Annotated in this window: 18 protein-coding genes; 8 read left to right on the top strand and 10 right to left on the bottom strand. The window is 60.2% G+C overall.

The window, feature by feature from the left end; all coding sequences use genetic code 11:
- Nucleotides 1-207: 207 nt before the first annotated feature.
- The gene (locus tag ACLHZ1_RS18850) at nt 208-918 is read right to left on the bottom strand and encodes a lipoyl protein ligase domain-containing protein (protein ID WP_427263319.1); all 711 of its coding nucleotides are present in this window, start codon (nt 916-918) and stop codon (nt 208-210) included.
- A 97-nt stretch (nt 919-1,015) separates the two neighbouring features.
- Nucleotides 1,016-2,407: a nucleobase:cation symporter-2 family protein gene (locus ACLHZ1_RS18845; RefSeq protein ID WP_427263318.1), complete on the bottom strand. Its 1,392-nt coding sequence runs from the start codon at nt 2,405-2,407 to the stop codon at nt 1,016-1,018.
- A gap of 239 nt (nt 2,408-2,646) precedes the next feature.
- Between ACLHZ1_RS18845 and ACLHZ1_RS18840 the strand changes: the two genes are divergently transcribed.
- Nucleotides 2,647-3,762, top strand: coding sequence for a GGDEF domain-containing protein (locus tag ACLHZ1_RS18840; RefSeq protein WP_427263317.1), 1,116 nt, complete (start codon nt 2,647-2,649; stop codon nt 3,760-3,762).
- A 45-nt stretch (nt 3,763-3,807) separates the two neighbouring features.
- Here the strand turns inward: ACLHZ1_RS18840 and ACLHZ1_RS18835 are convergent, their stop codons facing one another.
- Both ACLHZ1_RS18835 and ACLHZ1_RS18830 read right to left on the bottom strand, forming a co-directional pair.
- Nucleotides 3,808-4,056 carry a YciN family protein gene (locus tag ACLHZ1_RS18835; RefSeq protein ID WP_041993640.1) on the bottom strand — a complete coding sequence of 83 codons (249 nt, stop codon included), beginning with the start codon at nt 4,054-4,056 and terminating at the stop codon, nt 3,808-3,810.
- A gap of 118 nt (nt 4,057-4,174) precedes the next feature.
- On the bottom strand, nt 4,175-5,554 hold the full coding sequence (locus tag ACLHZ1_RS18830) for an MATE family efflux transporter (RefSeq protein WP_427263316.1): 1,380 nt from the start codon (nt 5,552-5,554) through the stop codon (nt 4,175-4,177).
- A 152-nt stretch (nt 5,555-5,706) separates the two neighbouring features.
- Between ACLHZ1_RS18830 and ACLHZ1_RS18825 the strand changes: the two genes are divergently transcribed.
- Together ACLHZ1_RS18825 and ACLHZ1_RS18820 are read left to right on the top strand one after the other, a co-directional pair.
- Nucleotides 5,707-6,552 carry a helix-turn-helix domain-containing protein gene (locus tag ACLHZ1_RS18825; protein ID WP_427263315.1) on the top strand — a complete coding sequence of 282 codons (846 nt, stop codon included), beginning with the start codon at nt 5,707-5,709 and terminating at the stop codon, nt 6,550-6,552.
- Between the two features lie 64 nt (nt 6,553-6,616).
- Nucleotides 6,617-8,311 carry an NAD-dependent malic enzyme gene (locus tag ACLHZ1_RS18820; RefSeq protein ID WP_427263314.1) on the top strand — a complete coding sequence of 565 codons (1,695 nt, stop codon included), beginning with the start codon at nt 6,617-6,619 and terminating at the stop codon, nt 8,309-8,311.
- Between the two features lie 73 nt (nt 8,312-8,384).
- Here ACLHZ1_RS18820 and ACLHZ1_RS18815 read toward each other — a convergent pair whose 3' ends face one another.
- The 4 genes from ACLHZ1_RS18815 to ACLHZ1_RS18800 all read right to left on the bottom strand — a co-directional run bounded on the left by ACLHZ1_RS18815 (nt 8,385) and on the right by ACLHZ1_RS18800 (nt 13,040).
- Nucleotides 8,385-9,446 (bottom strand): OmpA family protein, encoded by a 1,062-nt coding sequence (locus ACLHZ1_RS18815; protein ID WP_427263313.1) that lies wholly within the window; start codon nt 9,444-9,446, stop codon nt 8,385-8,387.
- A 243-nt stretch (nt 9,447-9,689) separates the two neighbouring features.
- Nucleotides 9,690-10,718 carry a porin OmpA gene (gene ompA, locus ACLHZ1_RS18810; protein WP_427263312.1) on the bottom strand — a complete coding sequence of 343 codons (1,029 nt, stop codon included), beginning with the start codon at nt 10,716-10,718 and terminating at the stop codon, nt 9,690-9,692.
- Between the two features lie 399 nt (nt 10,719-11,117).
- Complete coding sequence (gene ompA / locus ACLHZ1_RS18805) at nt 11,118-12,152, bottom strand: porin OmpA (protein WP_427263311.1); 1,035 nt, start codon at nt 12,150-12,152, stop codon at nt 11,118-11,120.
- Between the two features lie 291 nt (nt 12,153-12,443).
- Complete coding sequence (locus ACLHZ1_RS18800) at nt 12,444-13,040, bottom strand: hypothetical protein (protein WP_427263310.1); 597 nt, start codon at nt 13,038-13,040, stop codon at nt 12,444-12,446.
- A gap of 256 nt (nt 13,041-13,296) precedes the next feature.
- Between ACLHZ1_RS18800 and ACLHZ1_RS18795 the strand changes: the two genes are divergently transcribed.
- A complete protein-coding gene (locus tag ACLHZ1_RS18795) occupies nt 13,297-13,563 on the top strand; it encodes a helix-turn-helix domain-containing protein (protein ID WP_041993657.1) in 267 nt (88 codons plus the stop codon).
- A gap of 87 nt (nt 13,564-13,650) precedes the next feature.
- Here ACLHZ1_RS18795 and rssA read toward each other — a convergent pair whose 3' ends face one another.
- Complete coding sequence (rssA, locus tag ACLHZ1_RS18790; RefSeq protein WP_427263309.1) at nt 13,651-14,529, bottom strand: patatin-like phospholipase RssA; 879 nt, start codon at nt 14,527-14,529, stop codon at nt 13,651-13,653.
- A 189-nt stretch (nt 14,530-14,718) separates the two neighbouring features.
- Between rssA and ACLHZ1_RS18785 the strand changes: the two genes are divergently transcribed.
- The 4 genes from ACLHZ1_RS18785 (at nt 14,719) to ACLHZ1_RS18770 (ending at nt 21,881) form a co-directional block, all read left to right on the top strand.
- Entirely contained in the window at nt 14,719-15,768 is a 1,050-nt protein-coding gene (locus tag ACLHZ1_RS18785) for an efflux RND transporter periplasmic adaptor subunit (RefSeq protein ID WP_427263308.1), read from the top strand.
- Nucleotides 15,768-18,863 (top strand): efflux RND transporter permease subunit, encoded by a 3,096-nt coding sequence (locus tag ACLHZ1_RS18780; protein ID WP_427263307.1) that lies wholly within the window; start codon nt 15,768-15,770, stop codon nt 18,861-18,863. Before ACLHZ1_RS18785 ends, ACLHZ1_RS18780 begins: the two co-directional genes overlap by 1 nt.
- Nucleotides 18,864-18,964: 101 nt before the next feature.
- Nucleotides 18,965-19,345 (top strand): hypothetical protein, encoded by a 381-nt coding sequence (locus tag ACLHZ1_RS18775; protein ID WP_427263320.1) that lies wholly within the window; start codon nt 18,965-18,967, stop codon nt 19,343-19,345.
- Nucleotides 19,346-19,442: 97 nt separating this feature from the next.
- Nucleotides 19,443-21,881 (top strand): YgiQ family radical SAM protein, encoded by a 2,439-nt coding sequence (locus ACLHZ1_RS18770; protein WP_427263306.1) that lies wholly within the window; start codon nt 19,443-19,445, stop codon nt 21,879-21,881.
- 88 nt (nt 21,882-21,969) lie between these two features.
- On the opposite strand, the gene ACLHZ1_RS18765 is transcribed toward ACLHZ1_RS18770, so the two are convergent.
- Nucleotides 21,970-24,081, bottom strand: a complete 2,112-nt coding sequence (locus ACLHZ1_RS18765) for a hypothetical protein (RefSeq protein WP_427263305.1) — start codon at nt 24,079-24,081, stop codon at nt 21,970-21,972.
- Nucleotides 24,082-25,103: the final 1,022 nt, after the last annotated feature.

Genomic DNA, 25,103 nt, shown 5'->3' with positions numbered 1-25,103 from the left:
CCGTCATGACCGTTGAGATAGTGAAGAACGACCTGACGTTTGAAGTCGGTCGAGTATTTTTGCTTTCCCATAGAAACGAAGAACCCCTACTCGTTGGGTGTCCAACTTTCGGGGTTCACTTCATCGGTCGTGGCTTTTTTGTTGGCACCGTATCTGTGAGGCTCAGAGGGCCGCTGATGGGTTCAGGGCGGCGTCATGCGGCAGGGTTCAGAGGGGCGGCTGGTCGGCCAGCAGGGCGTGCAGCCGTTGTTGCACCAATGCCACCAGCTCACCGGGCCTGCCTCGCCAGTCGATGCAATGGGCCAGGGTGGTGGAGGTGCCGGCCACAAAACGCAGCTCCCCACCCGCCAGTTCGTAGAAGCGGCTCGCCATCCGGGTGCCCTCATCCACGTCCCCCTCGACCAGCAGCATGGCCTGGGCCAAGACGGCGCCGTCGTGATCCTGGCCCGGCGCCAGCCAGCGCTGGGCGGTGCCCGTCACCTTCTTGCCCCCGATCACCAGATTGTACTGGCCGTCGCAAAAGGAGCCGGGCACGAAGTCATAGCTCCCCGCAAGGCCGTACTCCGCCAGCAGGGCCAGCAGCGGCGCCCCCAGCAGCCGGTAATAGTGGGCGAGATCCGTGCTGGTGCGGGGCAGCAGCAGGGAGAGATTGAGGATGCCGGCCCCATGGGGCACGGCGGTGCCGCCGCTGTCGCGCACAAACACAGGCCAGCCCTCGGCGGCAAGCCGCTCACAGGCCGCCTGATAGCGGGGCAGGCGGATGTCCTTGCGGGTGACGATGAGGCATTGGGGGGCCTGCCAGAGGAGGGCTCTGGGCTCGCCGTCACGGGCGCACTCCCGCAGCCAGCGCTGCTCCTCGGCCAGGATCTGGTCGGGGGATTGGCCGCCGGGCAGAGGGGGAAGCAGGGGGTAGGGCATGAAGGCATCCTGACGCTGGGGATGGCCAGCACAGTACCCGCGATGGAGAGCCAGGTAAAGCCCCGCAGGCGGGGCCTTACCTGGCCGGATGAAGGGATCAGACCGGGCGCTTGCGCCCCTTGGGCAGCAGCAGGTTCAGCAGTATGGCGGTGAGACCGCCGGTGGCGACGCCGTAGGAGAGCACGCTCTTGGCGAGCTCAGGCAGGTGCTGCAGCACTTCTGGCACCTGCGCCACCCCCAGCCCCATGGCGAGGGACACGGCGAGGATCATCAGGGCGCGGCGGTCCAGCTCCTCGCGGGAGATGATGCGCACCCCGGCGGCGGCTATGGTGCCGAACATGACGATGGTGGCGCCGCCGAGCACGGGTTCGGGGATCTGCTGCACCAGGCTCGCCACCGCCGGGAACAGGCCGAGCAGGGCCAGCATGGCGGCGATGAAGAGGCCAACATGGCGGCTGGCGACCCCGGTCAGCTGGATGACGCCGTTGTTCTGGCTAAAGGTGGACATGGGGAAGGTGGAGAAGAGGGCCGCCAGCATGGAGTTGCAGCCGTCGGCCAGCACGCCGCCCTTGATGCGGCTCATGTAGAGGGGGCCGCTGACCGGCTCCCCCGAGACATCCGAGGTGGCCGTCATGTCGCCGATGGCTTCGAGCGCCGTCACCACGAAGATGATGGCGAGCGGCACGAACAGTTGCCAGTCAAAGCCGAGGCCATAACGCAGCGGCGCCGGGATCATCAGCAGGGGCCCGCTCAAGACGGGGGCCTGCACCTTGCCCATCAGCAGGGCAGCCCCGTAACCGACCAGCATGGCGATCATGATGGCGGAGAGGCGCAGCCAGGGGTTGTGGCTGCGTTGCAGCAGCACGATGAGGCCGAGCACCAGCAAGGAGAGGAAGAGGTTGGTGTGGCTGGCGAAGCTGCCGTCGGCCAGGGCGCCATAGCCGCCCCCCATGCTGATGAGGCCCACCTTGATCAGGGTCAGGCCGATGAGCAGCACGACGATGCCGGTCACCAGGGGAGTGATGATCCGGCTCACCAGATGCAGGCAGCGGCTGAGCACCACCATGGTGAGGGCGGCGACCAGCATGGTGCCAAACAGGGTGCCGAGCAGATCCTCGGTGGGCATGGCCGCCTGCTTGAGGGCGAGGCCGGAGGCGATGATGGGGCCGAGGAAGTTGAAGCTGGTGCCCTGCACCGACAGCAGTCCCGAGCCGATGGGGCCGAGGCGGCGGGTCTGGATGAAGGAGGCGATGCCGGACATCACCAGGGACATGGAGACGATGTAGCGGGTGTCGTCCGCGGGCAGGCCGAGGGCATTGGCGATGATGAGGGGCGGGGTGATGATGGCGACGAACATGGCGAGCATGTGTTGCAGGGCGGCGAACAGGGTCTGGGGCAGGGGAGGCACCTCGTTGATGCCATAGACCAGATCCGGATGGGGGCGTCGTTCGGACTGGTCGGTCGCGCGCTGGGGAACAGCCTGTTCCATAAATACCTCTGTGTGCTGGGGGGAGAAATTTTGGCGGCTATTGTAGTGACTGAAGGGGGGAGATCCAGCGGCAAATGGCGCTCAACGGGTTTATTTGTCGCGAGGTTGAAACGTTTGCGTGCCGGTAATATGATCCGTCGGTTTGCGTCTGGCCCGATCGGCAAAAACCGCTGGATGATCCGGGTTTTTTATCGCGTATCGACGTAAAATGAGCCCTCTTTGCGATCTGGAGACGCTGGATGCTGACGTTGTCGGAGTGCTGGAGCGCCCGCGCCCATTCGGAAGACTTTACCCTGACCCGGATGGGGTTCATGACGGTCAGGCTGCGACTGCTCACCTGCCTGCTGATGGTCGGCATTCCCGCCTGGGGTCTGGTGGACTGGCTGACCCTGGACGAGGCGCAGTTCGGTCTGCTGCTCAAGGCGCGGGCCTTCTGCCTGCTGGCCCTCTCCCCGCTGATCCCGCTCTCCTACCTGATCCACTTTCGCCGGGAGCGGATGAAGCTGGCACTCGGCTACCTGATGGCGGTGATGATGCTGTTCTCCCTGTTCTGTCTGGCCAGTTTCGGGCCGGATCAGCCGCTGCAGGCGGGTTACAGCGCCTTCCCCTATCTGCTCGTCAGCCTGTTTGCCATCTTCCCCGTGCCCCTCTCCCTCAGCCTGCAACTGGCGGCCTGCATCCTGCTGGCCATGCTGGGGGGCAACTGGCTGCTGCTGGGCCAACCCCTGCTCGGCGCCGCCAGCCTGGATCAGTTCTGGCTGCTGTGCCTGTTTGCCCTGGCCAGCGCCTGGGTGCAGTGCGGCCAGCTCAACATGCTGTTGCAGCTCTATCGGGAGTCCACCACCGACGAGCTGACCGGCATGATGAACCGGCGCCTGATGATGCAACGGCTGGAGCAGGCCCGTGCCCGCTTCCTCTACCAGCAGCAGGGGTTTGCCCTGCTGCTGCTCGATCTCGATCGCTTCAAGCGGATCAATGACACCTTTGGCCACCTGGCGGGGGATGCGGTGCTCAAGGAGGTGGCCGCCAGCCTGGCGGAGCTGCTGGAGCCGGACATGGTGCTGGGGCGCTATGGCGGCGAGGAGTTTGCCGTCCTGCTGCCTCGCTGCGAGGGGGCCAGACAGGCCAGGGAGTTTGCCGAGCGGCTGCGGCTCGCGGTGGAGGCGCGCCTCATCAAGAGCCCGACCAGCGAGGAGCTGCTGGAGGTGACCGTCAGCATAGGGGTGGCCATGATGCAGCCATCCGAATCGGTGGAGAGCCTGCTCAACCGGGCCGACGAGCGGCTCTATCAGGCCAAGGTGGCGGGCCGCAACTGCGTGGTGGGGCCGGAGGCGGTGGCGCCGCGGGTCGCCTGAGGCGGGCGGGACGAAGAGGGGATGCCATGGCATCCCCTCTTGCCATCAGGCCAGCCGGTACTTGTCCGAGAGCCGGTGGGCCAGGTACTTGAACATGTTGAACACCGCCATGGTCTTGGGGGTGGGGGTGCCATCCTGGTCGAGGAAATACTCCCCCTTGAACACCAGCACGTCCCCGCGCTGCTCCACGGCGTCGGCGCGCATGCCGTGGATGAAATCCTCGTGGCTGCGGATCAGCTCGTTGGCCAGGGTGAGCAGGGCCTCCTGACTCAGGGTCTCTCTTTGTGTCTGCATCGTCTCTCTCCTAACCTGGGCCGGCCCTGGGGCCGCCCGTCACAGTATCGGCCATCAGCATACACCGGGGAGCCCGGCCACTCTTTGATTTGCTGCAACTTGTGCCCTGTGGCGCGACCTAGTTGATGACCAGGTTGCGCAGCCAGCGGCGGCGGCGCACCCGGCGCTGGACCAGCCACATCTTGCTCACCTCCTCGAGCAGCACCACGGCGGCGACCCAGGTCAGCGGCCAGCCGAGCCAGCTCACCGCGAGCCAGGCCAGCGGCAGCCCTATGCACCACATGGCGATGATGTCGATGAGGATGCTGTAGTTGACGTCGCCCCCCGAGCGCAGCACCCCGACGATGCCCACCATGTTGAACACCTTGATCAGCATGCCCAGACAGAGGATGCCGAGTACCTGGCCTGCCTCGGGCAGCAGGTCGGCGGGCAGGTTGCCAATCCAGAGCAGCAGGGGCGCCTGTATGAACCAGACGAAGAGGCCGACCAGAAGGGCGCCAAACGGTGCCAGCATTAGCAGCAGCTGGGACTCCTGCCAGGCGGCCTCGTACTCCTCGGCGCCGAGCCGGTGACCGAGCAGGGTGGCGCAGGCCACCGCCAGCCCGAAGAAGAGGGAGATGAGGATCCCCTCCAGGGCCCCGAGAGTAGTCATGATGGCCAGGGAATCGACCCCAAGGTGGGCATAGAGGAAGCCGTAGAGCAGCATGCCGAAGGCCCAGAGCCCGTCATGGAGCAGCAGGGGCAGGGCGATCAGCACGAAGCGGCGCACCTCCCTGGGGGAGAGGGCCAGCAGCCAGTCGGGACGACGGGGCAGCAGGCGCCCCTCCTTGTGCATCACATAGCCGATGAGCAGGGCGGTTTGCAGCAGGCGCGACAGCGTGGTGCCCCAGGCCGAGCCCGCCACCCCCATGGCCTCGACGCCGAAGTGGCCGAAGATGAGGGCGTAGTTGAGGATGACGTTGGCGATGATGGCAATGATCCCGATGCGGGTCGGGGCGGCGGCATTGCCCACCGAGCGCAACGCCGCCTCCAGGGGCACCACCAGGGCGGTGCAGAGGATGGTGGCCCCGGTGATCATCAGGTAGTGATCCGCCAGGGGGCGCAGCACGGGATCCTGGCTGGCGAAGCCGAGCACGCTGCCGGGGGAGAAGGTATAGAGTAGGGCGAAGGGCAGGCTGACCAGCAGGGATCCCAGCAGGGCCAGGGTGAGGGCCCGACGCACCCCGCTCATGTCACCGCGACCATAGTATTGCGCCGCCAGCACGGAGACGCCGCCGGAGAGGCCGGCTATCACCAGCAGGTTGAAGAAGAAGACCCGGTTGCCCAAGCCGACGGCGGCGACCTCGGTCGCCCCCAGCTGGCTCACCATCATGATGTCGATGAGGCCAAGCAGGGAGAACATCATGGATTGCAGGGAGACGGGCAGGGCCAGGCGCCACAGCCTGCCCATGAACGCCTTGTCGGTGGTTTGTTTGAAAATCGCTTGCCAATAGTTCATCGCTGTTAACCGGGTGCTGGAAAGCCAAAGTGGATGGCCGGTATCATAAGCGCTGTTGCTGAAATGACCGCTGTGAGCGGCTATCGTCTTCTTTGTGCAAAACTATCCATTGTCGATTCAGTGTCGACACCGCATCGATTGGGAGGCGCAAGATGTTTGCCCGTGAGTGTCTGGAAATTGCCCCGGCCTGCGAGGAGCGGATGCTGGGACGGGAGGGGCTGCCCCTGCTGGGGGAGGCCGGCATCTTCCTGACCGGGCTCTCGGAGCTGCGGGAGCACTACCTGATCCAGCGCAACCGCCCCGCCTTTCACATCCTGCTGCTCAGCCACAGCGAGGGAGGGGTCTTGCTGACCGAGCAGGGGGAGCGCCCCATCCCGGCCGGGGCTCTGGTGTTTCTGCCCGCCGCCCTGCCCGGCGGCTTTCGCCTGGATGGCGACAGCTGGCGCATCAGCTGGATCCTGCTCGACGATGTGCCGCGCTGGCATCATCTGCACCGGCTGGGCCATCACTGCCGGGTCAGTGACGAGGGGGAGTCGCTGCACCATCTGCTGCAACTGATGCACAGGGAGGGGAGCCGCTCCGCCCTGCAACCCCAGCTGCTCTCCCTGTTGCTGGCCCTGCTGACCCGGGTGCTGCGGGGGGAGACGAGAGGCAGCTCCCTCGATCGGTTGCAACATCTGCAGCGCCTGGTGGAGGGGCGGCTGGATGAACCCTGGACGGTGGCCCGACTCGCCAGCCTGCTGGCCTGCTCGCCGCCCCACCTGCACCGCCTCTGTCAGCAGGGCTTCGGGATGGGGCCCATGGCCTGGCTGACCGGGCTGCGCATGGCGAAGGCGCGCCAGCTCTTGCTCTATACCGACTGGCCCCTCAATGAGCTGGCCAGTCGGGTCGGTTACAGCGATGGCGCCAACTTTGCGAACCGTTTTCGCCGCCTGACTGGTCAGACCCCCGGCGCCTTTCGTCGCCTGGGTCGCAAACCTGTGGCAACGCAGGTGTAAACCCTTTGAAATTGTTGGCCCAAGCCCATAGGATCCAGGGGCCACATTGTCAAGGTACGTAACCATGTTTGAAGATAACAATCAGAAGCGTCCTCTCTACATCCCTTACGCCGGTCCCGCCCTGCTGGAGACCCCGCTGCTCAACAAGGGCAGTGCCTTCACCAGCGAAGAGCGCAGCAATTTCAACCTGGAGGGCCTGCTGCCCCAGAACATAGAGACCATAGAAGAGCAGGTGGAACGTGCCTATCGCCAATTCATGGCGTTTGGCAACGACATGGACAAGCACATCTATCTGCGTAACATTCAGGATACCAACGAAACCCTCTTCTACCGGCTCACCCGGGATCACCTGACCGAGATCATGCCCATCATCTACACCCCGACCGTGGGCAAGGCATGCGAAGAGTTCTCCAACATCTACCGCCGGGCCCGTGGCCTCTTCATCTCCTACTCCGACAAGGACAGGATCGATGACATGCTGCAAAACGCCACCAAGCAAAACGTCAAGGTGATAGTGGTGACCGACGGCGAGCGGATCCTGGGCCTTGGCGATCAGGGGATCGGCGGCATGGGCATCCCCATCGGCAAGCTCTCCCTCTATACCGCCTGTGGCGGCATCTCGCCGGCCTACTGCCTGCCGGTGGTGCTGGATGTGGGCACCAACAACCAGCAGCTGCTCAATGACCCCTTCTACATGGGCTGGCGCCATCCGCGCATCTCGGGGGAGGAGTATTACGAGTTCGTCGACGCCTTCATCCAGGCGGTCAAACGCCGCTGGCCCGATATTCTGTTGCAGTTCGAAGACTTCGCCCAGAGCAATGCCATGCCGCTGCTCAACCGCTACAAGGACGAGCTGTGCTGCTTCAACGATGACATCCAGGGCACGGCCGCGGTGACGCTGGGCAGCCTCATCGCCGCCTGCAAGGCCTCGGGAGCCAAGCTCAGTGAGAAGCGGGTCGCCTTCCTCGGCGCCGGCAGCGCCGGGTGCGGCATCGCCGAGCAGATAGTGGCCCAGATGAAGGCCGAGGGGCTGACGGATGCCCAGGCGCGCGGCCGGGTCTTCATGGTGGACCGCTTCGGCCTCATCACCGACAAGATCCCCAACCAGCTCGACTTCCAGCGCCGTCTCTCCCAGCCGGTGGAGCGGATCGCCGACTGGCCGGTGGGGGACAATATCTCCCTGCTGGAGGTGATGGAGCACGGCCGCCCCGACATCCTGATCGGGGTCTCCGGCCAGCCCGGCCTCTTCACCGAAGAGGTGGTCAAGACCATGCACAAGCACTGCGCCCGCCCCATCATCTTCCCCCTCTCCAACCCCACCTCCCGGGTGGAGGCGACGCCGGCGGATCTCATCCGCTGGACCGACGGTCAGGTGCTGGTCGCCACCGGCAGCCCGTTCGCCCCGGTGGAGTACAAGGGCAAGCGTTACGTCATCGCCCAGTGCAACAACTCCTTCATCTTCCCTGGGATAGGCCTTGGGGTCATCGCCTCCGGCGCCAAGCGGGTGACCGATGCCATGCTGATGTCCGCCAGCCGCGCCCTGGCGGAGTGCTCGCCCCTGGTCAAGGGAGGGGAGGGCTCCTTGTTGCCGGATCTGGCGGATATCCACCAGGTGTCCCGCTACATCGCCAAGATGGTGGCCAAGACCGCCATGCTGCAGGGCAAGGCAGTACAGACTCCGGACGAGGTGATCGACAAGGCCATAGAGGCGAACTTCTGGCGCCCCGAGTACCGGCGCTATCGCCGCACCTCCTTCTGACGAGGAGAGCCAACAAGAAGGGATGCCTCGGCATCCCTTCTTTTATTTGCACAGCGCAAGGGACAGTGCCCGATCAGCCATCCATGGGTTCGGTGGCAGGCGCCGCCGTCACCGGGGCCTGCTCGGACTGGGTGCCCGTGACGCGCACCTCGACCCGGCGATCCGGTGCCAGACAGCCGATCAGCTCGCGCTTGGCCTGGATGCCGTCACACTGACTGCCGGTGACCGGGCTGCTCTCACCCATGCCCTGAATGGAGACCTTGCCCGCCGGCAGGCCCATGCCTATCAGGGTATCGGCCACCGTCTGGGCGCGGGCCTCAGACAGGGTCTGGTTGTAGTCATCCGAGCCGAGGCGATCCGTGTAGCCCATGACGGTGATCTCGCCATCCTTGGGATTGACCGCGACTATCTGCTGGTAAAGATCCGTCAGCGCGCTGCTGCCCTCGGCCCGCAGGGAGGACTTGTTGAACTCGAACAGGACGTCCGAGCTCAGGGAGAAGCGCTTGTCGACCATGACGGGCTCGGGCGCCGCGACCAGGGGGGCGACCACGGGGGCCACATAGGCGTGGCGGTTCGGGTGGAACACCAGCTCCAGGGTGGCGACGCTGACATCCGTCACCCAGCGATCCGTGCCGCTGTTCAGCTTGCCGTTGTCGACATCGTCGCCGACCCGGAACATGTAGCGGTAACGGGCCTGCAGATCGAGCCAGTCGGTCAGCTGGGCGCCCATGCCAAGCCCCAGCAGCGGGGCATAGTCATTGTCTGAACCATTGATGGTGTCCACTTGATAGAGGTAGGCGCCCCCCTCGGCAAACAGTGAGAAGACCTCCCCGAGCGGCAGGCGGCCGATGGCGGACAGGGTGGCGCCCTGGCTGCTGAACTGCTCGTTGTCGACCTGCCAGTCGCCGGTATTGAGGTAACCGAGCTCGGCACCGAAGTGTTCGGTGAAGTTGTACCCGGCGAACAGGCTCCAGGCGGTATCGTTCTTGTCGACATCCTTGCCGAGATCGCCGATATCATGGCCGATGGCAACGCCGCCGCCGCCACCGAGATACCAGTCGTTGGCCTGGGCGGGAAGGCTGGCAGCGGATGTGAGAGCCACGGCAATCAGTGCGGATAACAGGCTTGGTTTCATCGCTTATCCTCTTTTGTTGTTGTGCAAAAGTTGTTACATACCATCTAGTTATAGCCACCCCCTCTGGTTTTGCGTGGCCTGGTCCCCATCTGGCAGCCTGTCCTGTGAGCCGGATCCCAGGAAGGGAGGATCGGGCGGGGCCCCAGAGGGCAAGGAGGCCAGCGTTCGCCTGCGGACGGGGCAATAAAAAAGAGGAGGCATCTGGGCCTCCTCTTCTGATGAACCAGATTCAGGCACGCAACATTATTGCTGCTGGACTTCCTGTACACCGGTGACGCGCACTTCGACGCGGCGATCCGGTGCCAGGCAGGCGATCAGCTCGTTCTTGCCCTTGATTCCGTCACACTGGCTGCCGGTGACCGGGTTCGCTTCCCCTTGACCCTGGATGGCGACCTTGCCGGCGGGCAGGCCCTTGCCGACCAGGAAGTCGGCCACGGTGCGGGCACGCGCTTCAGACAGCTTCTGGTTGTAGGCGTCGGAACCGATGCGGTCGGTGTAACCGATGACCACGGCGCTGCCATCTTTGGGCTGGATCTCGACGATCTGCTGATACAGGCCGCTCAGGGCGTCCATCCCTTCCGGTTTGAGGCTGGATTTGCCAAAGGCAAACAGCACGTCGGAACTCAGGGAGAAGCTCTTGTCGACGATGACGGGCTCGGGCTCGGCGACCACGGGGGCGGCGACCGGCGCGACATAGGAGGTGCGGTTCGGGTGCAGCACCAGCTCAAGGGTGGCCACGCTCATGTCGGTTTCCCAGATCATGTTGTCGCTGCCGGTCTTGTTCTCGTCACCCACGTCCCACATGTAGCGGTAGCGGGCCTGCACGTCGATGAGGTCGGACAGCTTGGCGGTCAGACCCAGGCCGGCCAGGGGGGCGATGCCGTTGTCGCTGTGGCCATTGCCGTTGGCGTGGAACACATAGGCACCACCTTCGGCAAAGACGGAGAAGATATCACTCAGGGGCAGACGGCCGATACCAGACAGGGTTGCGCCCTTGCTGGTGAAGTCGACGCCATCGATGCCCGCCTTGCCGGCATACAGATAGCCGAGTTCGGCCCCGAAGTTTTCGGTGAAGTTGTAACCACCGAACAGACTCAGCGCGGTTGCGTCCTTGTCCACATCGGCGTTCTTGCCGAAATCTTCCAGATCATGGGTGTAGGCCCAACCGGCGGCGATGCCGGTGTACCAGTCGTTGTCAGCAGCCTGGGCTGCGGTGCTGCCCGCGGCCGCCAGGGCCAGGGCAATCAGGGTCGGTGCCACTTTCATTTTCATCGTTATATCCTCGTTGAGTTTGCCGTGCCATTGGCGCGCACTCTTAGTCATATGCATCTCACCCGGGCAAAGCCCGAATGGCATATCTCCGTGTTGTAGCACGGATGGCATGAACGAATATGAAGGACTCCTGGCTACTCACGGCACCAAAGGCATCCGTGGACAACTAACCGGTAGAGACACTTTTAATAACTCATCCAATACCTTAGAAGCGGAATAACTGTATTCTTTTGGCTCACATTGATCAAGTTACCGAACGAATATGCAGCTCTCTGGGGGGAGACGGGATGGACTTTGGCGGGGATCTGGGATAAGGCATCCGACAGTAGGTGTCGCAAGTCTGCCATATAAAGCAAGAGGGGACGCGATGCGTCCCCTTTGATCAGTATCTCGTGGAGATTACTGTTGAACTTCCTGTACGCCGGAAACGCGAACTTCTACACGACGATCCGGGGCCAGGCAGGCGATCAGCTGAGCCTTGGCCTTGATGCCGTCACACTGGTTGCCGGTGACCGGGTTGGCTTCGCCCTGACCTTCGATGGACACTTTACCAGCGGCCATGCCTTTACCGACCAGGAAGTCAGCAACGGTACGAGCACGGGCTTCGGACAGCTTCTGGTTGTAAGCGTCGGAACCGATACGGTCGGAGTAACCGACAACCACGGCGCTGCCATCTTTCGGCTGAGCGTCGATGATCTGCTGGTACAGACCGTTCAGGGCTTCAACACCTTCCGGCTTCAGAGTGGATTTGCCGAAGGCAAACAGCACGTCGGAGCTCATGGTGAAGTTCTTCTCAACCACGACCGGAGCAGGAGCGGCTTCTTCAACGACAGGCGCGGCAACCGGCTCAACGTAGGAGGTGCGGAACGGGTGGTAAACCACTTCCACGGTGCCGACGCTCTGGTTGTCTTTGTAGTTGTCGCCAGAGGTGTTGTAGGCGGAGGTGGAGATGTCGGAGACATTCCACATGTAGCGATAGCGAGCCTGCAGATCCAGGGCGTCGTTCAGCTTGTAGGTCAGACCCAGGCCGGCCAGCGGGGAAACGCGAGTGTCGCTGGTTTCCAGACCGTCGGTGTGAGCCCAGTAAGCGCCGCCTTCAGCGAATACTGACAGGTCCTTGGCAACCGGCAGACGACCGATACCAGACAGGGTTGCGCCCTGGTTTTCGAAACGGGAACCGTTGGTGTTACCACGGCCGGCGTACTGGTAGCCCAGCTCGGCGCCGAAGTTTTCGGTGAAGTTGTAACCGACGAAGGCGTTGGCAGCGGCAGCGTCTTCTTCACCGTCTTTCACGCCATCGATCTTGTTCAGACCGTTGATGTGAGCAGCACCGGCACCAACACCCAGGTACAGATCGTTGTCAGCGGCTTGGGCAGCAGTAGCACCCAGGGTTGCCATGGCGATGGCAATCAGGGAAGGGGCCATTTTCATCATAAATATATCCTCGTTGAGTTACACGTTGTCACGTGCTTCGCACTTTTTGATTTATGTAAGCTGCAGGCTCTGCCAACGATGGCAAGGAGTCTGACAGGGATCCCGTGTTTCAGGATCTCTCTCATCCATGAACCATGGGGGGTGTGTTTACACACATAACGCCCCACCAGAAAAGGGTGTCAATCCGATGACGATGCGCACTGTATTCCCATTTCAAATCATGATCAAGCTCACAAAACAGGGGTGAGCCAATTTGTGTCGTTTGCTTCAGGAGTGGTTCAGGATTGTTACTTAGTGGTCTAAGTAGGTCCTATGTAGCCGTTTTTCGAGCTTCATATAGGCCCCAACCCAGTCAGAACAAGGGGCGGAGGGCTCCAGGCGGGCTGCCAATACGGCGAGCAGATCCTGTTCGGTGGCAGTATCGAGCAGGGGAATAAAGCTGAGCAGAAAATGTTTCGCCAGGTAGGGGTCGAGGGGCCAGATGTTGAGAATGGCGCGGGTGACCGGTTGCACGGCGGCGGGACAGATGAAGTGGCGATGACCGGCTTCCAGCCAGAGCGCCATCTCGCGCAGGCCGGCTTCGGGGACCAGCATCCCTTGCCCAGGCTCGCTGGCCAGGGGCATGGTGCGCCCATCTTGCAGCGTCAAGGGCCCTTCACCTGCCATGACGCCGTCATGGGCGCGCAGGGGAAGCCTTGAGTCTGGCTGGGGGAGATAGAGGCTGATGCGCTCTGGCAGGGCCGGCAATATCTCGGCGGCGTGCGCCGCCATGGCGGCCGGTAGCAGCAGGGCTTCTGCCCGATAGTGCTGGCCTTGTTGCAGTTGCAGGGCCAGATCCTGGGGGGTTGCACTCGGATGGAGGCGGGAGATGATGCCGGGAAAAGCCATGTTTATCACTCTTTATGGGTAGTGGTGGGATTATACGGAGGATTCACTGGGCCTCCATAAAGGTTTCTCTTCGAGACTGTTTACCTCGAGCGACTGAGCGATTACCATCCCCGAGGTTTTTAAGGGTTGTCGCCAAAAGGCGTATATAAGATAGAGACTCGACCATAACGAGTCCGTCCAAAACTGATACACTTGACTACGAGTCGTCGCGAAAAATAAGGCGGAGTCAATCCGCCATACGGAGTATGGAACCATTATGAATTCAAACATCGACACTGTTGGCAAGAAGATCCGCCAGATCCGCGAAGCCGTCGGCCTGAGCCGTCCCAAGTTTGCCGATCTGCTGGGTGTTCCCCCCACAACCCTGAAAAACTATGAACTCGGTTACCGTGAAGTCGGTGGCGCCTTCCTGGTTGCCCTGGCTCATCACCCGGAACTGCACAAGTTCACCCTCTGGCTGCTCGCCGACAAGAAGGTCGCCGAGATTGGTCAGATAGGCCCGGACGATCTCACCAAAGGCTGAGCCTAGAGAGCGTTCCAGTGAGAAATGCCGCCCCCACACACAGGGGCGGCATTTTTTTGTCCGCATTTCGCCTGCGCGGTTCTGCCCTCAGGGGGAGAGCAGGCCGAGCCGGGTCAGCTCATCCTTGAGCTGATGGGCGTTGCGCTCGACACAGGCTTCCCCCTCCTCGATGGCGTCGGCCGCCCGGTGGAAGTCCATGATGGAGAGGCCGCCCAGGCGAGGGCAGAGCTGGATCTCGGGGGGGTCCCCCGCCATGCGGGCCCGGGTGATCCGCTCCTGCATGATGTTGAGGGTGCTGCTCATCACGTTCCACATGCCGGGCGGGGTCGGGCCCTCGCTGCGATTGAACCACTGACCGAACAGCTTGCCCTGGGCCGGCAAGACCTCCTCCTGCTCCTGGCCCCAGGGTTGGTGCAGGTCCGTGTTGAGGTTGACGGCGATCACCACCTCGGCCCCCATGGCGCGGGCCAGGGAGATGGGCACCGGATTGACCACGGCGCCATCGACCAACCACTGCTCATTGAGCAGGGTCGGGGTCAGCAGACCCGGCATGCCACAGGAAGCGCGCACGCATTGGCGCAGGGGGCCCTTCTTGAGCCAGATCTCGCGGCCGGTATCGAGCTCGGTGGCGACGCAGGAGAACGGCATGGGCAGATCTTCGATATTGGGATCCCCCAGGTGGCCGCCGGCGATGCCAAACACCTTCTCTCCTCGAAACAGGCCACCGGAGAGGGCGGGGTCCAGCATGCCGACCACCTGCAGCCGGGTGAAGCCGCGCACCCACTCCTCCAGGGCATCGAGGGCCCCCGCCGCATAGGCGGCGCCCACGAAGCTGCCGATGGAGCAGCCGGCGACCAGGTCGGGTTTGACCCCGAGTCGCTCCAGCCCACGTATGATGCCTATATGTGACCAGCCTCTGGCGGCGCCACTGCCGAGGGCGAGCCCCAATCTGGGTCTTCGTGTCACAGTTGTCTCCTTGTCGATGATGGTTTTGCCGTGTCAGGGGGCGAAAACGTGCGAAGTCCGCCTGCTTGCGGGTCAATGCTGGCGCCGAGCCTGTTACCTTTTGTCACACTTATACATAGCTGCGGCAAGAAGTGGGGCTAAAATGGCCCTCTATTGTGAAATTCATACCTTCGTTTACTGGATCCATCAATGAAAATGCGTAGCTGGTTGCCACTGACGGTGCTTCTCCTCCTGGTGCTCGGTGCCTGGTATTACCGATCCGGGGCGCCCGAGGTCAAGGGCGCCGCCCACACCGTCAACATCCGTACCCAGACCGTCAGCGAGACCCTGAGCAACCCCACCCTCAAGCTGGTGGGCAAGCTGGCGGCCAATCGCGCCGTGGTGGTGAGCCCAGAGGTGACGGGCCGCATCGCCCGCATCCTGGTGCATTCGGGTCAGCAGGTCACGGCGGGTCAAGTCTTGATCCAGCTGGACGCAGGCAAACAGCAGGCGGAACTGGCGGAGCAGAGCGCCAGCGTGCGCGACGAGGAGCGCAAGTTGCGGGACATGAAGCGCCTGGTGGCGCGGGGCGCCGTGACCAGCTCCGAGCTGGAGGGACAGGAGGCGACGACCGCCATGGCCCAGGCGCGGCTGGCCGCGGCCCGTTACGAGCTGGGGCTGCGCGAATTGCGCGCCCCCTTCGATGGCACGGTGAGCCTGATCGACCTCAGTGAAGGAGCCCTGGTGGGCACGGGCGACAGCCTGTTGCATCTGGATGAGCTGGACAAGTTGCGTCTGGATTTGGCGGTGCCCGAGCGCTACCTCTCCTTGCTGCGTCCGGGCATGGCGGTGACGGCGATCAGCGCCGCCTGGCCGGATCAGCAGTTCCAGGGCAGCCTGGAGACGGTGGACAGCCGGGTCTCCGACAGCAGCCAGAACATCAAGGCCCGCGTCATCTTCCCCAATCCTGCGGGCCAGTTGCGCCCCGGCATGCTGCTCAGCGTCGAGCTGGCGCTGCCCGCCCGGCAGATGACCCTGATCCCGAGCCAGTCGGTGGAGTACCTGGGTGAGCAGCGCTTCGTCTATCGCCTAGAGGCCGATGGCCGGGTCAAGCGGCTGCCCGTGGTGCTCGGCGAGACCCAGGGCGAGCAGGTCTGGGTCACCGAGGGGCTCAAGGCGGGGGACCGCATCGTGGTGGAGGGGCTGGTCAATCTCAGGGATGGCTTGCTGGTCAAGGATTTGGCGAAGGTGAACGGCTGATGTGGCTCTCTGATATATCGGTACGCCGGCCCCTGGTGGCCGTGGTGATCAGCGCCCTGCTCACCGTATTTGGCCTGGTGGCCTTCGCCAAGTTGACGGTGCGGGAGATGCCGGACGTGCAGACCCCGTCCGTCTCGGTCAGCACCACCTATGAGGGGGCGGCGCCCGAGGTGATGGAGAGCCAGGTCACCAAACCCATCGAGGATCAGCTCTCCGGCATCAGCGGCATCAAGAACATCAACTCGGTGACCCGCAAGGGGCGCTCCATGATCACGGTGGAGTTCAAGCTCGGCTGGAACATGGTGGAGGGGGTGTCGGACGTGCGCGATGCCATCTCCCGCGCCCGCATCAAGCTGCCGGACGGGGTGGACGAGCCCCTCATCACCAAGGACAGCGGCAACGGCGACGTCGCCATCTGGCTCAACTTCAGCAGCAGCCAGATGGACAGAACCGCCATGACGGATTACGCCAACCGGGTATTGGTGGACCCCTTGAGCCTGGTGGACGGGGTGAGCGAGGTGATGCTCTCCGGCGATCTGGAGCGGGTCATGTATGTCAGGCTGCGCCCGGTGGACATGGCCGCCCGCGGCATCACCATCAGCGACGTGGAGGCGGCGCTGACCCGGGAGAACATAGAGCTGCCGGGGGGAGAAATTCGCAACGACAGCATGACGGTGGCGGTACAGATAGCGCGCCTCTATCACACGGCCGCCGATTTTCGCCGCCTCCAGGTGACCACCGCCAGCAACGGTCAGCCCATCTATCTGGCGGACATCGCCGACGTGGACGTGGGGGCCAGGAACGAAGACAGCGCCTATCAGCGCAACGGCCGCGAGAGCCTGGGGATAGGCGTCATTCCCCAATCCACCGCCAACCCATTGGCGGTGGCCGAGGGCATCTCCCAGAAGATGACCCAGATGCAGCGTTTCCTGCCGGAAGGGGCGACCCTGGAGGTCGACTACGATTCCACCATCTTCATCAAGCAGTCCATCGAGGAGGTCTACAACACCCTGGCCATCAGTGCCCTGCTGGTGGTGGCCGTGCTCTATCTCTTCCTGGGGCAGGGGCGTACCACCCTTATTCCCGCCATCACGGTGCCGGTATCGCTGATCTCGGCCTTCATCGGCGCCTGGTATCTGGGCTTTTCCATCAACCTCATCACCTTGCTCGCCCTCATTCTCGCCATCGGCCTGGTGGTGGATGACGCCATCGTGGTGGTGGAGAACATCCACCATCACCTGCAACGGGGCGAGCCGCCGCTGCTGGCGGCCTGGCACGGCACCCGCGAGGTGGGCTTTGCCGTCATCGCCACCACGGCGGTGCTGGTGATGGTGTTCGTGCCCATCGCCTTCATGGATGGCATGGTGGGCAGGCTCTTCACCGAATTTGCCATCCTCCTGTCCCTCGCGGTGATCTGCTCCTCCCTGGTGGCCCTGACCCTGACCCCGGCCATGGGCTCCTGGCTGATGCGGGCCAAGGAGAGCACCAATCCGCTGACCGCGGCCCTGGATCGCGCCCTCGGCCGGGTAGAGGGTCACTACCGTCGCCTGCTTGGCTGGTTGCTGCCCCGCTCCGGCTGGGCGCTGCTGGTGCTGCTGCTCTGCCTGGGTGGCAGCCTGGCGCTGCTCAGGCTGTTGCCCGCCAACCTGACGCCGACCGAGGACAGAGGCGTGGTCTATGTGTTCGTCAAGGGGGCCGAGGGCACCAGCATAGAGCGGATGAAGCGCAACATGCAGCAGGTGGAGGCCGCCATCATGCCGCTGCTCGGCCAGGGCGTGGTGCAGGCCATGAGCTTCAGCACCCCCGCCTTCGGCAAGGGAGGCGATCAGACCGGCATGGCCATCATCCAGCTCACCGACTGGGCCGAGCGTGACCAGAGCGCCACCGCCTTCACCAAGACCCTGACCGCCCGTCTGTCCGGTATTCCGGATGTGATGATCCGCCCCTTCCAGCCCGGTTTTCGGCGCGGCTCCACCGCCCCGGTGCAGTTCGTGTTGCAGGGGGGCGACTACGGGGAGCTCAATGAGGTGGGCGGCCGGCTCCAGCAGCTGGCCCAGCAGAGCGGCCTGATGCTCAACGCAGATCTCGATTATGCCGAGAAGACCCCGGAGCTGCTGGTGACCATAGCGCGGGAGCGGGCCAGCGAGCTCGGCATCCCGGTCTCTACCGTGGCCAACAGCCTGCAAACCCTGCTCGGCGGCACCAGCAAGACCACCTATGTCGACAGGGGGGAGGAGTATGACGTCTATCTGCGGGCCGATCAGACCAAGCTCAACGGCGTCTCGGATCTGAGCCGCATCTACCTCAAGGCCGCCAGTGGCGACATGGTGAGTCTCTCCACCCTGGCCAGCTTCAAGCAGGTGGCAAGCCCCAACCGGCTCAATCATTATCAGCGCCAGAAGGCGGTGACCCTGACCGCGGATCTCGCCCCCGATCGCACCCTGGGGGAAGCCCTCGATTTTCTCGACGGCTGGGCCAACGACAACTTGCCGGCCGGCATGACGGTGGATTACGCCGGCGACTCCAAGGATTATCGCGACAACCAGGGGGAGATGGCCCTGGTATTCGGCTTGGCCCTGCTGGTGGTCTACCTGGTGCTGGTGGCCCAGTTCGAGAGCCTGATCACCCCGGCCGTGGTGATGATGACGGTGCCGCTCGGCATCTTTGGTGGCCTGCTCGGCCTCTGGCTGACGGGGCAGGAGATGAGCATCTACAGCCAGATCGGCATGATCATGCTGATCGGCATGGTGACCAAGAACGGCATCCTCATCGTTGAGTTCATCAATCAGCTGCGCCAGCGGGGCCAGGGGTTCGAGGAGGCTATCATCTCGGGGGCGGTGCGCCGCCTGCGCCCCATCCTGATGACGTCGCTGACCGCCGTGATTGGCGCCGTGCCCCTGATGCTCTCCATGGGGGCGGGCTACGAGAGCCGGATGACGGTGGGGACAGTGGTCTTCTTCGGGTTATCCCTCGCGACCCTGGTGACCCTGCTGCTGATCCCCGCCTGTTATCACCTCTTGGCCAAGGGGGCCGGCATGACGGGACAACGCAGCCAGCAGGTGGATGAGGCGATAGGCAGCCGGCCCCAAGCATGACGGGGGGCACCATATGGTCAGGCCCAGGGCCAGCGCCATGACGCGGCGCCATCCATTGACTATATTGGATCTATCGTCTACCAGAGGTGCTCATCTTGGCTATGTCACGTCACGAGACGCTGCCCTTTTTCTGCCTGGGCTGCGGACTCTTGCTCATGGGGGCCGGCCAGCAGCCAAGTCTGTTGCTGGCCGGTCTGGCTGCCTATTTCATCGGAGGCCTGGCCTGGTATCAGTTCAGCCATCAGCAACGTCATGACAAGGGCAGGCGCGAGCGCGGCTGGCCCCTGTGGCTCTATGAGAGCCGCCCCTTCGTTATGGTGCTGCTCGGCCTGCTGATGGTGCGGGAGGTGACCCACCCCCTGTTCTTGCTGCCCGCCCTGTTCTGGGTGCTGCTTGGCGGTTACCAGTTGCTGCTGCGCCATCGCCACAGATTCTGGCGCCGGCGCGTCCCCGCCTTGCAAGCCCTGGTGCCCCATGGTTGAAGCGGCTATCCCTTTCTGTTAGCAGGGACAAAAAGCCGTCGCCCCCGCCTGGCTCTGCCGGTATAATGCGCGACCCGAATTGTTCCAGGTGGTCAAAATGCAGCCGGTTACCAACCTCTTCTCCTATCCCCGTTACTGGGCCGAGTGCTACGGCACGGCGCCCTTCTTGCCCATGTCCCGCGCGGAGATGGACAAGCTCGGCTGGGACAGTTGCGACATAGTGCTGGTGACAGGGGATGCCTACGTGGATCACCCGAGCTTCGGCATGGCGGTCATAGGCCGCATGCTGGAATCCCAGGGCTTTCGGGTCGGCATCATTGCCCAGCCGGACTGGTCATCGAAAGATGACTTCATGCGTCTGGGCAAACCGAATCTCTTCTACGGGGTGACCGCGGGCAACATGGACTCCATGATCAACCGCTACACCTCCGACAAGAAGCTGCGCCACGATGATGCCTACACCCCGGGGGATGTGGGCGGCAAGCGGCCGGACCGCGCAACCCTGGTCTACACCCAGCGTTGCAAGGAGGCCTTCAAGGAGGTGCCGGTCGTCATAGGTGGCATAGAGGCGTCCCTTCGCCGTATCGCCCACTACGACTACTGGTCCGAGACCATACGTCGCTCCATACTGCTGGACGCCAAGGCCGACATCCTCATCTATGGCAACGCCGAGCGGCCGCTCATCGAGGTGGCGCACCGCATCGCAGGCGGCGAGACCATAGAGACCATGCAGGACATTCGCGGCACCGCCGTCATCCGCAAGGAGCCGCTGCCGGGCTGGCGCGGGGTGGATTCGAGCAAGCTGGATCAGATCGGCCGCATCGATCCCATCATGAATCCCTATATGGAAGGGGCGCCTTGCTCGGATGACGAAGGCACGGCGCCGGTGGAGCAAGAGGCCAAGCCGGTATTGGTGCAGCCGCCGAAGCAGAAGCCCTGGGAGAAGACCTACGTCAAGCTGCCGGCGTTCGAGCGGGTGAAGGAAGACAAGGTGCTCTACGCCCATGCGTCGCGCATCCTGCACCACGAGACCAACCCGGGCTGTGCCCGCGCGCTCTCCCAGGCCCACGGCGATCGCATCATCTGGGTCAACCCGCCCGCCTTCCCGCTGGAAACCGACGAGATGGACGGCGTGTTCGGCCTGCCTTATCAGCGGGTGCCGCACCCGGCCTATGGCAAGGAGAAGATCCCGGCCTACGAGATGATCAAGACCTCGGTCAACATCATGCGTGGCTGCTTCGGCGGCTGCTCCTTCTGCTCCATCACAGAGCATGAGGGGCGCATCATCCAGAGCCGCTCGGAAGAGTCGATCATCAAAGAAATCGAAGAGATCCGCGACAAGGTGCCGGGCTTTACCGGCGTCATCTCGGATCTCGGCGGCCCCACCGCCAACATGTACAAGCTGCGTTGCAAGAGCCCCAAGGCCGAGCAGACCTGTCGCCGCGCCTCCTGTGTCTGGCCGACCATATGCCCGCACATGGATACCGACCATACCCCCACTATCGATCTCTATCGCAAGGCGCGGGATGTGAAGGGGATCAAGAAGATACTGATCGCCTCCGGGGTGCGCTACGACATAGCGGTGGAAGATCCGCGCTACATCAAGGAGCTGGCCAAGTATCATGTCGGCGGCTACCTCAAGATCGCACCTGAGCACACCGAGGAGGGCCCGCTCTCCAAGATGATGAAGCCGGGCATGGGCAGCTACTACAGCTTCAAGGAGCTGTTCGACAAGTATTCCAAAGAGGCGGGCAAGCAGCAGTACCTGATCCCCTACTTCATCTCCGCCCACCCGGGCACCACGGATGAAGACATGGTGAACATGGCGCTCTGGGTCAAGACCAACAGCTTCAAGCTCGATCAGGTGCAGAACTTCTACCCGTCGCCGCTCGCCAACGCCACCACCATGTATTACACCGAGAAAAACCCCCTCAACAAGGTGAGCCGCCAGGGCGGGGATGTGTTCGTGGTGAAAGGGGAGCGTCGTCGCCGCCTGCACAAGGCGCTGCTGCGCTACCACGATCCGGCCGGCTGGCCCATGATCCGCGAGGCCCTGCTGGAAATGGGCAAGGGTCACCTGATCGGCAACGGCCCCAACTGCCTGGTGCCACCGGAAGGGCGCGGCGAAGCCAAGGCCGAGCGCAGCATCAACAAGGGGCTGAAACCGGCCCTGACTCGCCACAGCGCTATCACGCACCAGCGCAGCAATGGGGCAGGCAAGGGCGCCTCTGCCGGTAAGGGCACAGGCGCGCAAGGGGCCGCCGCCTCCCAAGGCAAGCCTCGCAGCGACACCCCTGCCGCCAGCAAGGGTGGCAAGGCGGGTAATGGCAAGCCAGTCGGCTCCCAGCTCAGCAAAGGGGCTGGCAACGGCAAGCCCGCCGTTCAAGGGGCAGCTCAAGGCAAACCGGCTGGCAAACCCGCCCATAAGGGCAAGGCCCCGACCCGCGCTGGCTCAGCCAAGCCGGGCGCCAAACCCGGGACTCAGGGCGGCAAGCCCGCGGCCAAAGGCAATGGCGCCAAGCGACCGGCTCGGTGATATTTCCTGATTTGGAAAGCGATAGAAATAAAAAGGGCGACCAGATGGTCGCCCTTTTTATATAGTTATATATTTAGTATGTTATTATTTATTGAATAACACTAGCTAAACACTTATCGCATTCATACCTTACATAGTCTGGAATTAAATCAAATTGAGATGGGTCTAACTGACATATATATTCATTTTCAATATGGTATGTCTCGTTTATGAATTTTCTAATTACAGAGTTGCTGGTATTAAGGCCAAAAGGCTCAAATAATCTAAAAACTTGCAGCTTTTCATAATTATTACTGCAAGTTTTATATAACGTAGTAAGTGTAGAGATATCTCCGATACTTGAAAGTAAAGTAGTATAATCAAACTGAGGTATCAACTTAGTGATCTTCAGACACCCTAATGTATATTTTTCTTCATCCATTATTGGTGAGATCTCGTCTGTATTTAGAGCTTCCCTAGTATCAATGGGTTTGTCTCTCAAATGTAACAGATTGGAAAGAATTTGATATTCATCACCTATATTGTCAGTGATCTCATAGTATCGACGCAGATAAATCAATTTAAGAAGAATGCTTTTCTCTGATGCTAAGACACCTTTGCATATTTGGGTAAATGTTTTAATGTCAGATTTAGTTATATTTTGTTCGTTTATTTCACCATCAATATATTTTAAGTAAGATGCATTAACTTGATTGGAGAACTGAGAAGAGACAGATTTTACTGTATCGATAATTGGTTCCACATCGTGTGTCAACATTAAAACAGTCTGACCTTTCAAGCAATCTTTCGCTTCACGTCGGAATAACATCTCTAAAATGGCATATTTTTTATTTTTATCAAATGATGATATTGGGTCATCTAGAATAATCAAATCTGGTTTTTTTGCTAAACATTCATACATAAACAAGACGATGGCGAAAGCATTTCTTTCACCAAAGCTTAAGTGTTGATCTCCACCACTGAGAAATTCATCATGATCAACGTGCATTAATCTAAGCTGTGCTTTTTCATCATCACCATTTAGTTGAACCGAATATTTATAACCAGCATGTGCGAGGAAGTCATTAATATCACATTGATGTTTCTCAATTAATTTCTGCATGCCATTTCTTTGAATTGCAATTTTCCCTTGAAGTTGACCTGCTTGTTTAGATACTTCATCAATAGAGTTATTTATGGATGCCAATGATGCCCTAGTTTTCTCTGAATCTATATCAGAAAAGAACTGCAAATTTAGTTTATAGCCATCTAGTGTTTCGGATACTTTATCACCACTTTTAAAGTCAAAGCCATTTAACTGTTTCAATTTTTGTAATTTATTAACTAGCAGATCAATCTGCTTTTTAATGTTTTTGAGGAAATCCTCATGCTCTTCCTCTAAGCCATTAGGCAAGGTTGTTATAGTGTTTAATTTTTCTTTTGCCTCTTCAGAAAAATACTCACCTAGTTTTTCAATTACGTTAATTATAGAAACGAGATTTTTAATTACGTTCTTATCATACTCTTTACCAACTAGCTCGATAGTTTCTTTCTTATCTAAGATTTGCTCGGTGCAGAATGGGCAGCATTCAGAAAGACTATAGAAATCCTTTAACCCCTTTGTCTGCCAGTCAATCCAGTTGACATTATTTGTGCTAGATATAAATGGCTTGTATGCTTCAAGCCCTTGTGGAATATGTTGTATCTTATTCCCTGAAGATAGAGCTTTCATTCCTGTGGAACTTTTTGAAAGTCCTGATTTAGTCGTTTTAAATGCATCACTTAATTCAGTTAGATTTTTTATGAAAATTTCTAAATCAACATTATCAAAAAATAGCATTTTAATTTTATTTACGATCTCTTCTATTTCTGATTCTGTTTTACGATAGGCTTCATTTTTAATGAAAATATCAAAGCTATTGCTAACTAACTCGTCTTTTTGAAAAGTAAATTGATTGACATACTCTTCGTTAAAGCACATGACACCATTGATTTTTGATGTGTTTGTTATTTCTGGTTTCAATGAGTCAGGGTTTTCTTTTCTTAATTTAAATGGAAGTAACTCTGATATTCTATCCTCGCTATTTGCACTATAAAGAATTGCTTTTGCTATAGTACTTTTTCCTGTGCCATTAGGCGCGAACTTTATATTTAGTTTCTTTTCGATAATAGTTAATTCAGCATTATCAATACTATTGCAGTTTCTTATTTGTATCTGCATATAAATCCCCACCTAATGTTTTTATGTAAATCGTAGATTGGTGATGAACGAAATGGAGTCCATCTCATATGTTGGGCTTCGCAGGCTCAGCACCAACCTACACTATCAATTAATGTCGTAGGTTGTGGCTGAGCGGAGCGAAGCCCAACGTTTACCAAGTAAAATCTGGGACACCCACCTTTCTGTATGGGGCGTAACGCCACCAAATCCCACGCTACCGCCCATGGATTACAGCTTCCAATATGCTCCATTGACCAGCGAGGGCAGTGACCCATCGCAGTTCAACAGGTTCCAGATAGCCACTGTAAGACAAACGAAACTACCCAAGCGAGCCTTAAAATGATGTAACCATCAGAATCACATCGTTTTTTGAACTTGATCAGCAAATTGTGAAATCTGAGGGTGGGAATCTGGTACGGAATCTGGGAGGGTACGGAATCTGGGATACCCACCTTTTTGACAGCGGGAGAGATTCTAGGACACCCACCTTTTGGGGTGAGGCGTTACGCAACCAGATCTTACGCTACCGCCCGTGGATTACAGCTTCCAATATGCTCCCTTGACCTGCGCTGGCAGAAACCCATCGCAGCTCAACAGGTTCCAGATAGCCACTGTAAGCCAAACGAAACTGCTCACGCGAGCCCCGAACTGATACGGCCATCAGAATTTCATCGTTTTTTGAACTCTGTCATCAAAGCGCATCACCACATGCAATCAAAAGCGGCTAGGTGGCCGTGGCTTTGTTATCTTGGCGGCTGGTTAATGGAAAATCTGGGACGCCCACCTTTTTGACAGCGATGTAGCCCTGTACTTGGCTTGAGATGTCACTGCCCAGGGGGTGAGCCATGACCATTGCCCGTTCACGTCAAATCAGTTTGCAGGATACGCCTTACTACCCTTAACCATCCCCTCATATGAGCGAGGCGTGGCGCGGCTTCTGAGGTATGATCGCCATCCTTGACCAGCTAATACCCAACAGACTATCCCCATGTTTAACCACGAACTAATCCTCAACCACATCG

Source organism: Aeromonas sobria (assembly GCF_050266975.1).
Taxonomy (GTDB): Bacteria; Pseudomonadota; Gammaproteobacteria; order Enterobacterales; family Aeromonadaceae; genus Aeromonas; species Aeromonas sobria_B.
The sequence above is the reverse complement of the archived record's forward strand: the minus strand, read 5'-3'. Positions and strand labels throughout refer to the sequence as shown.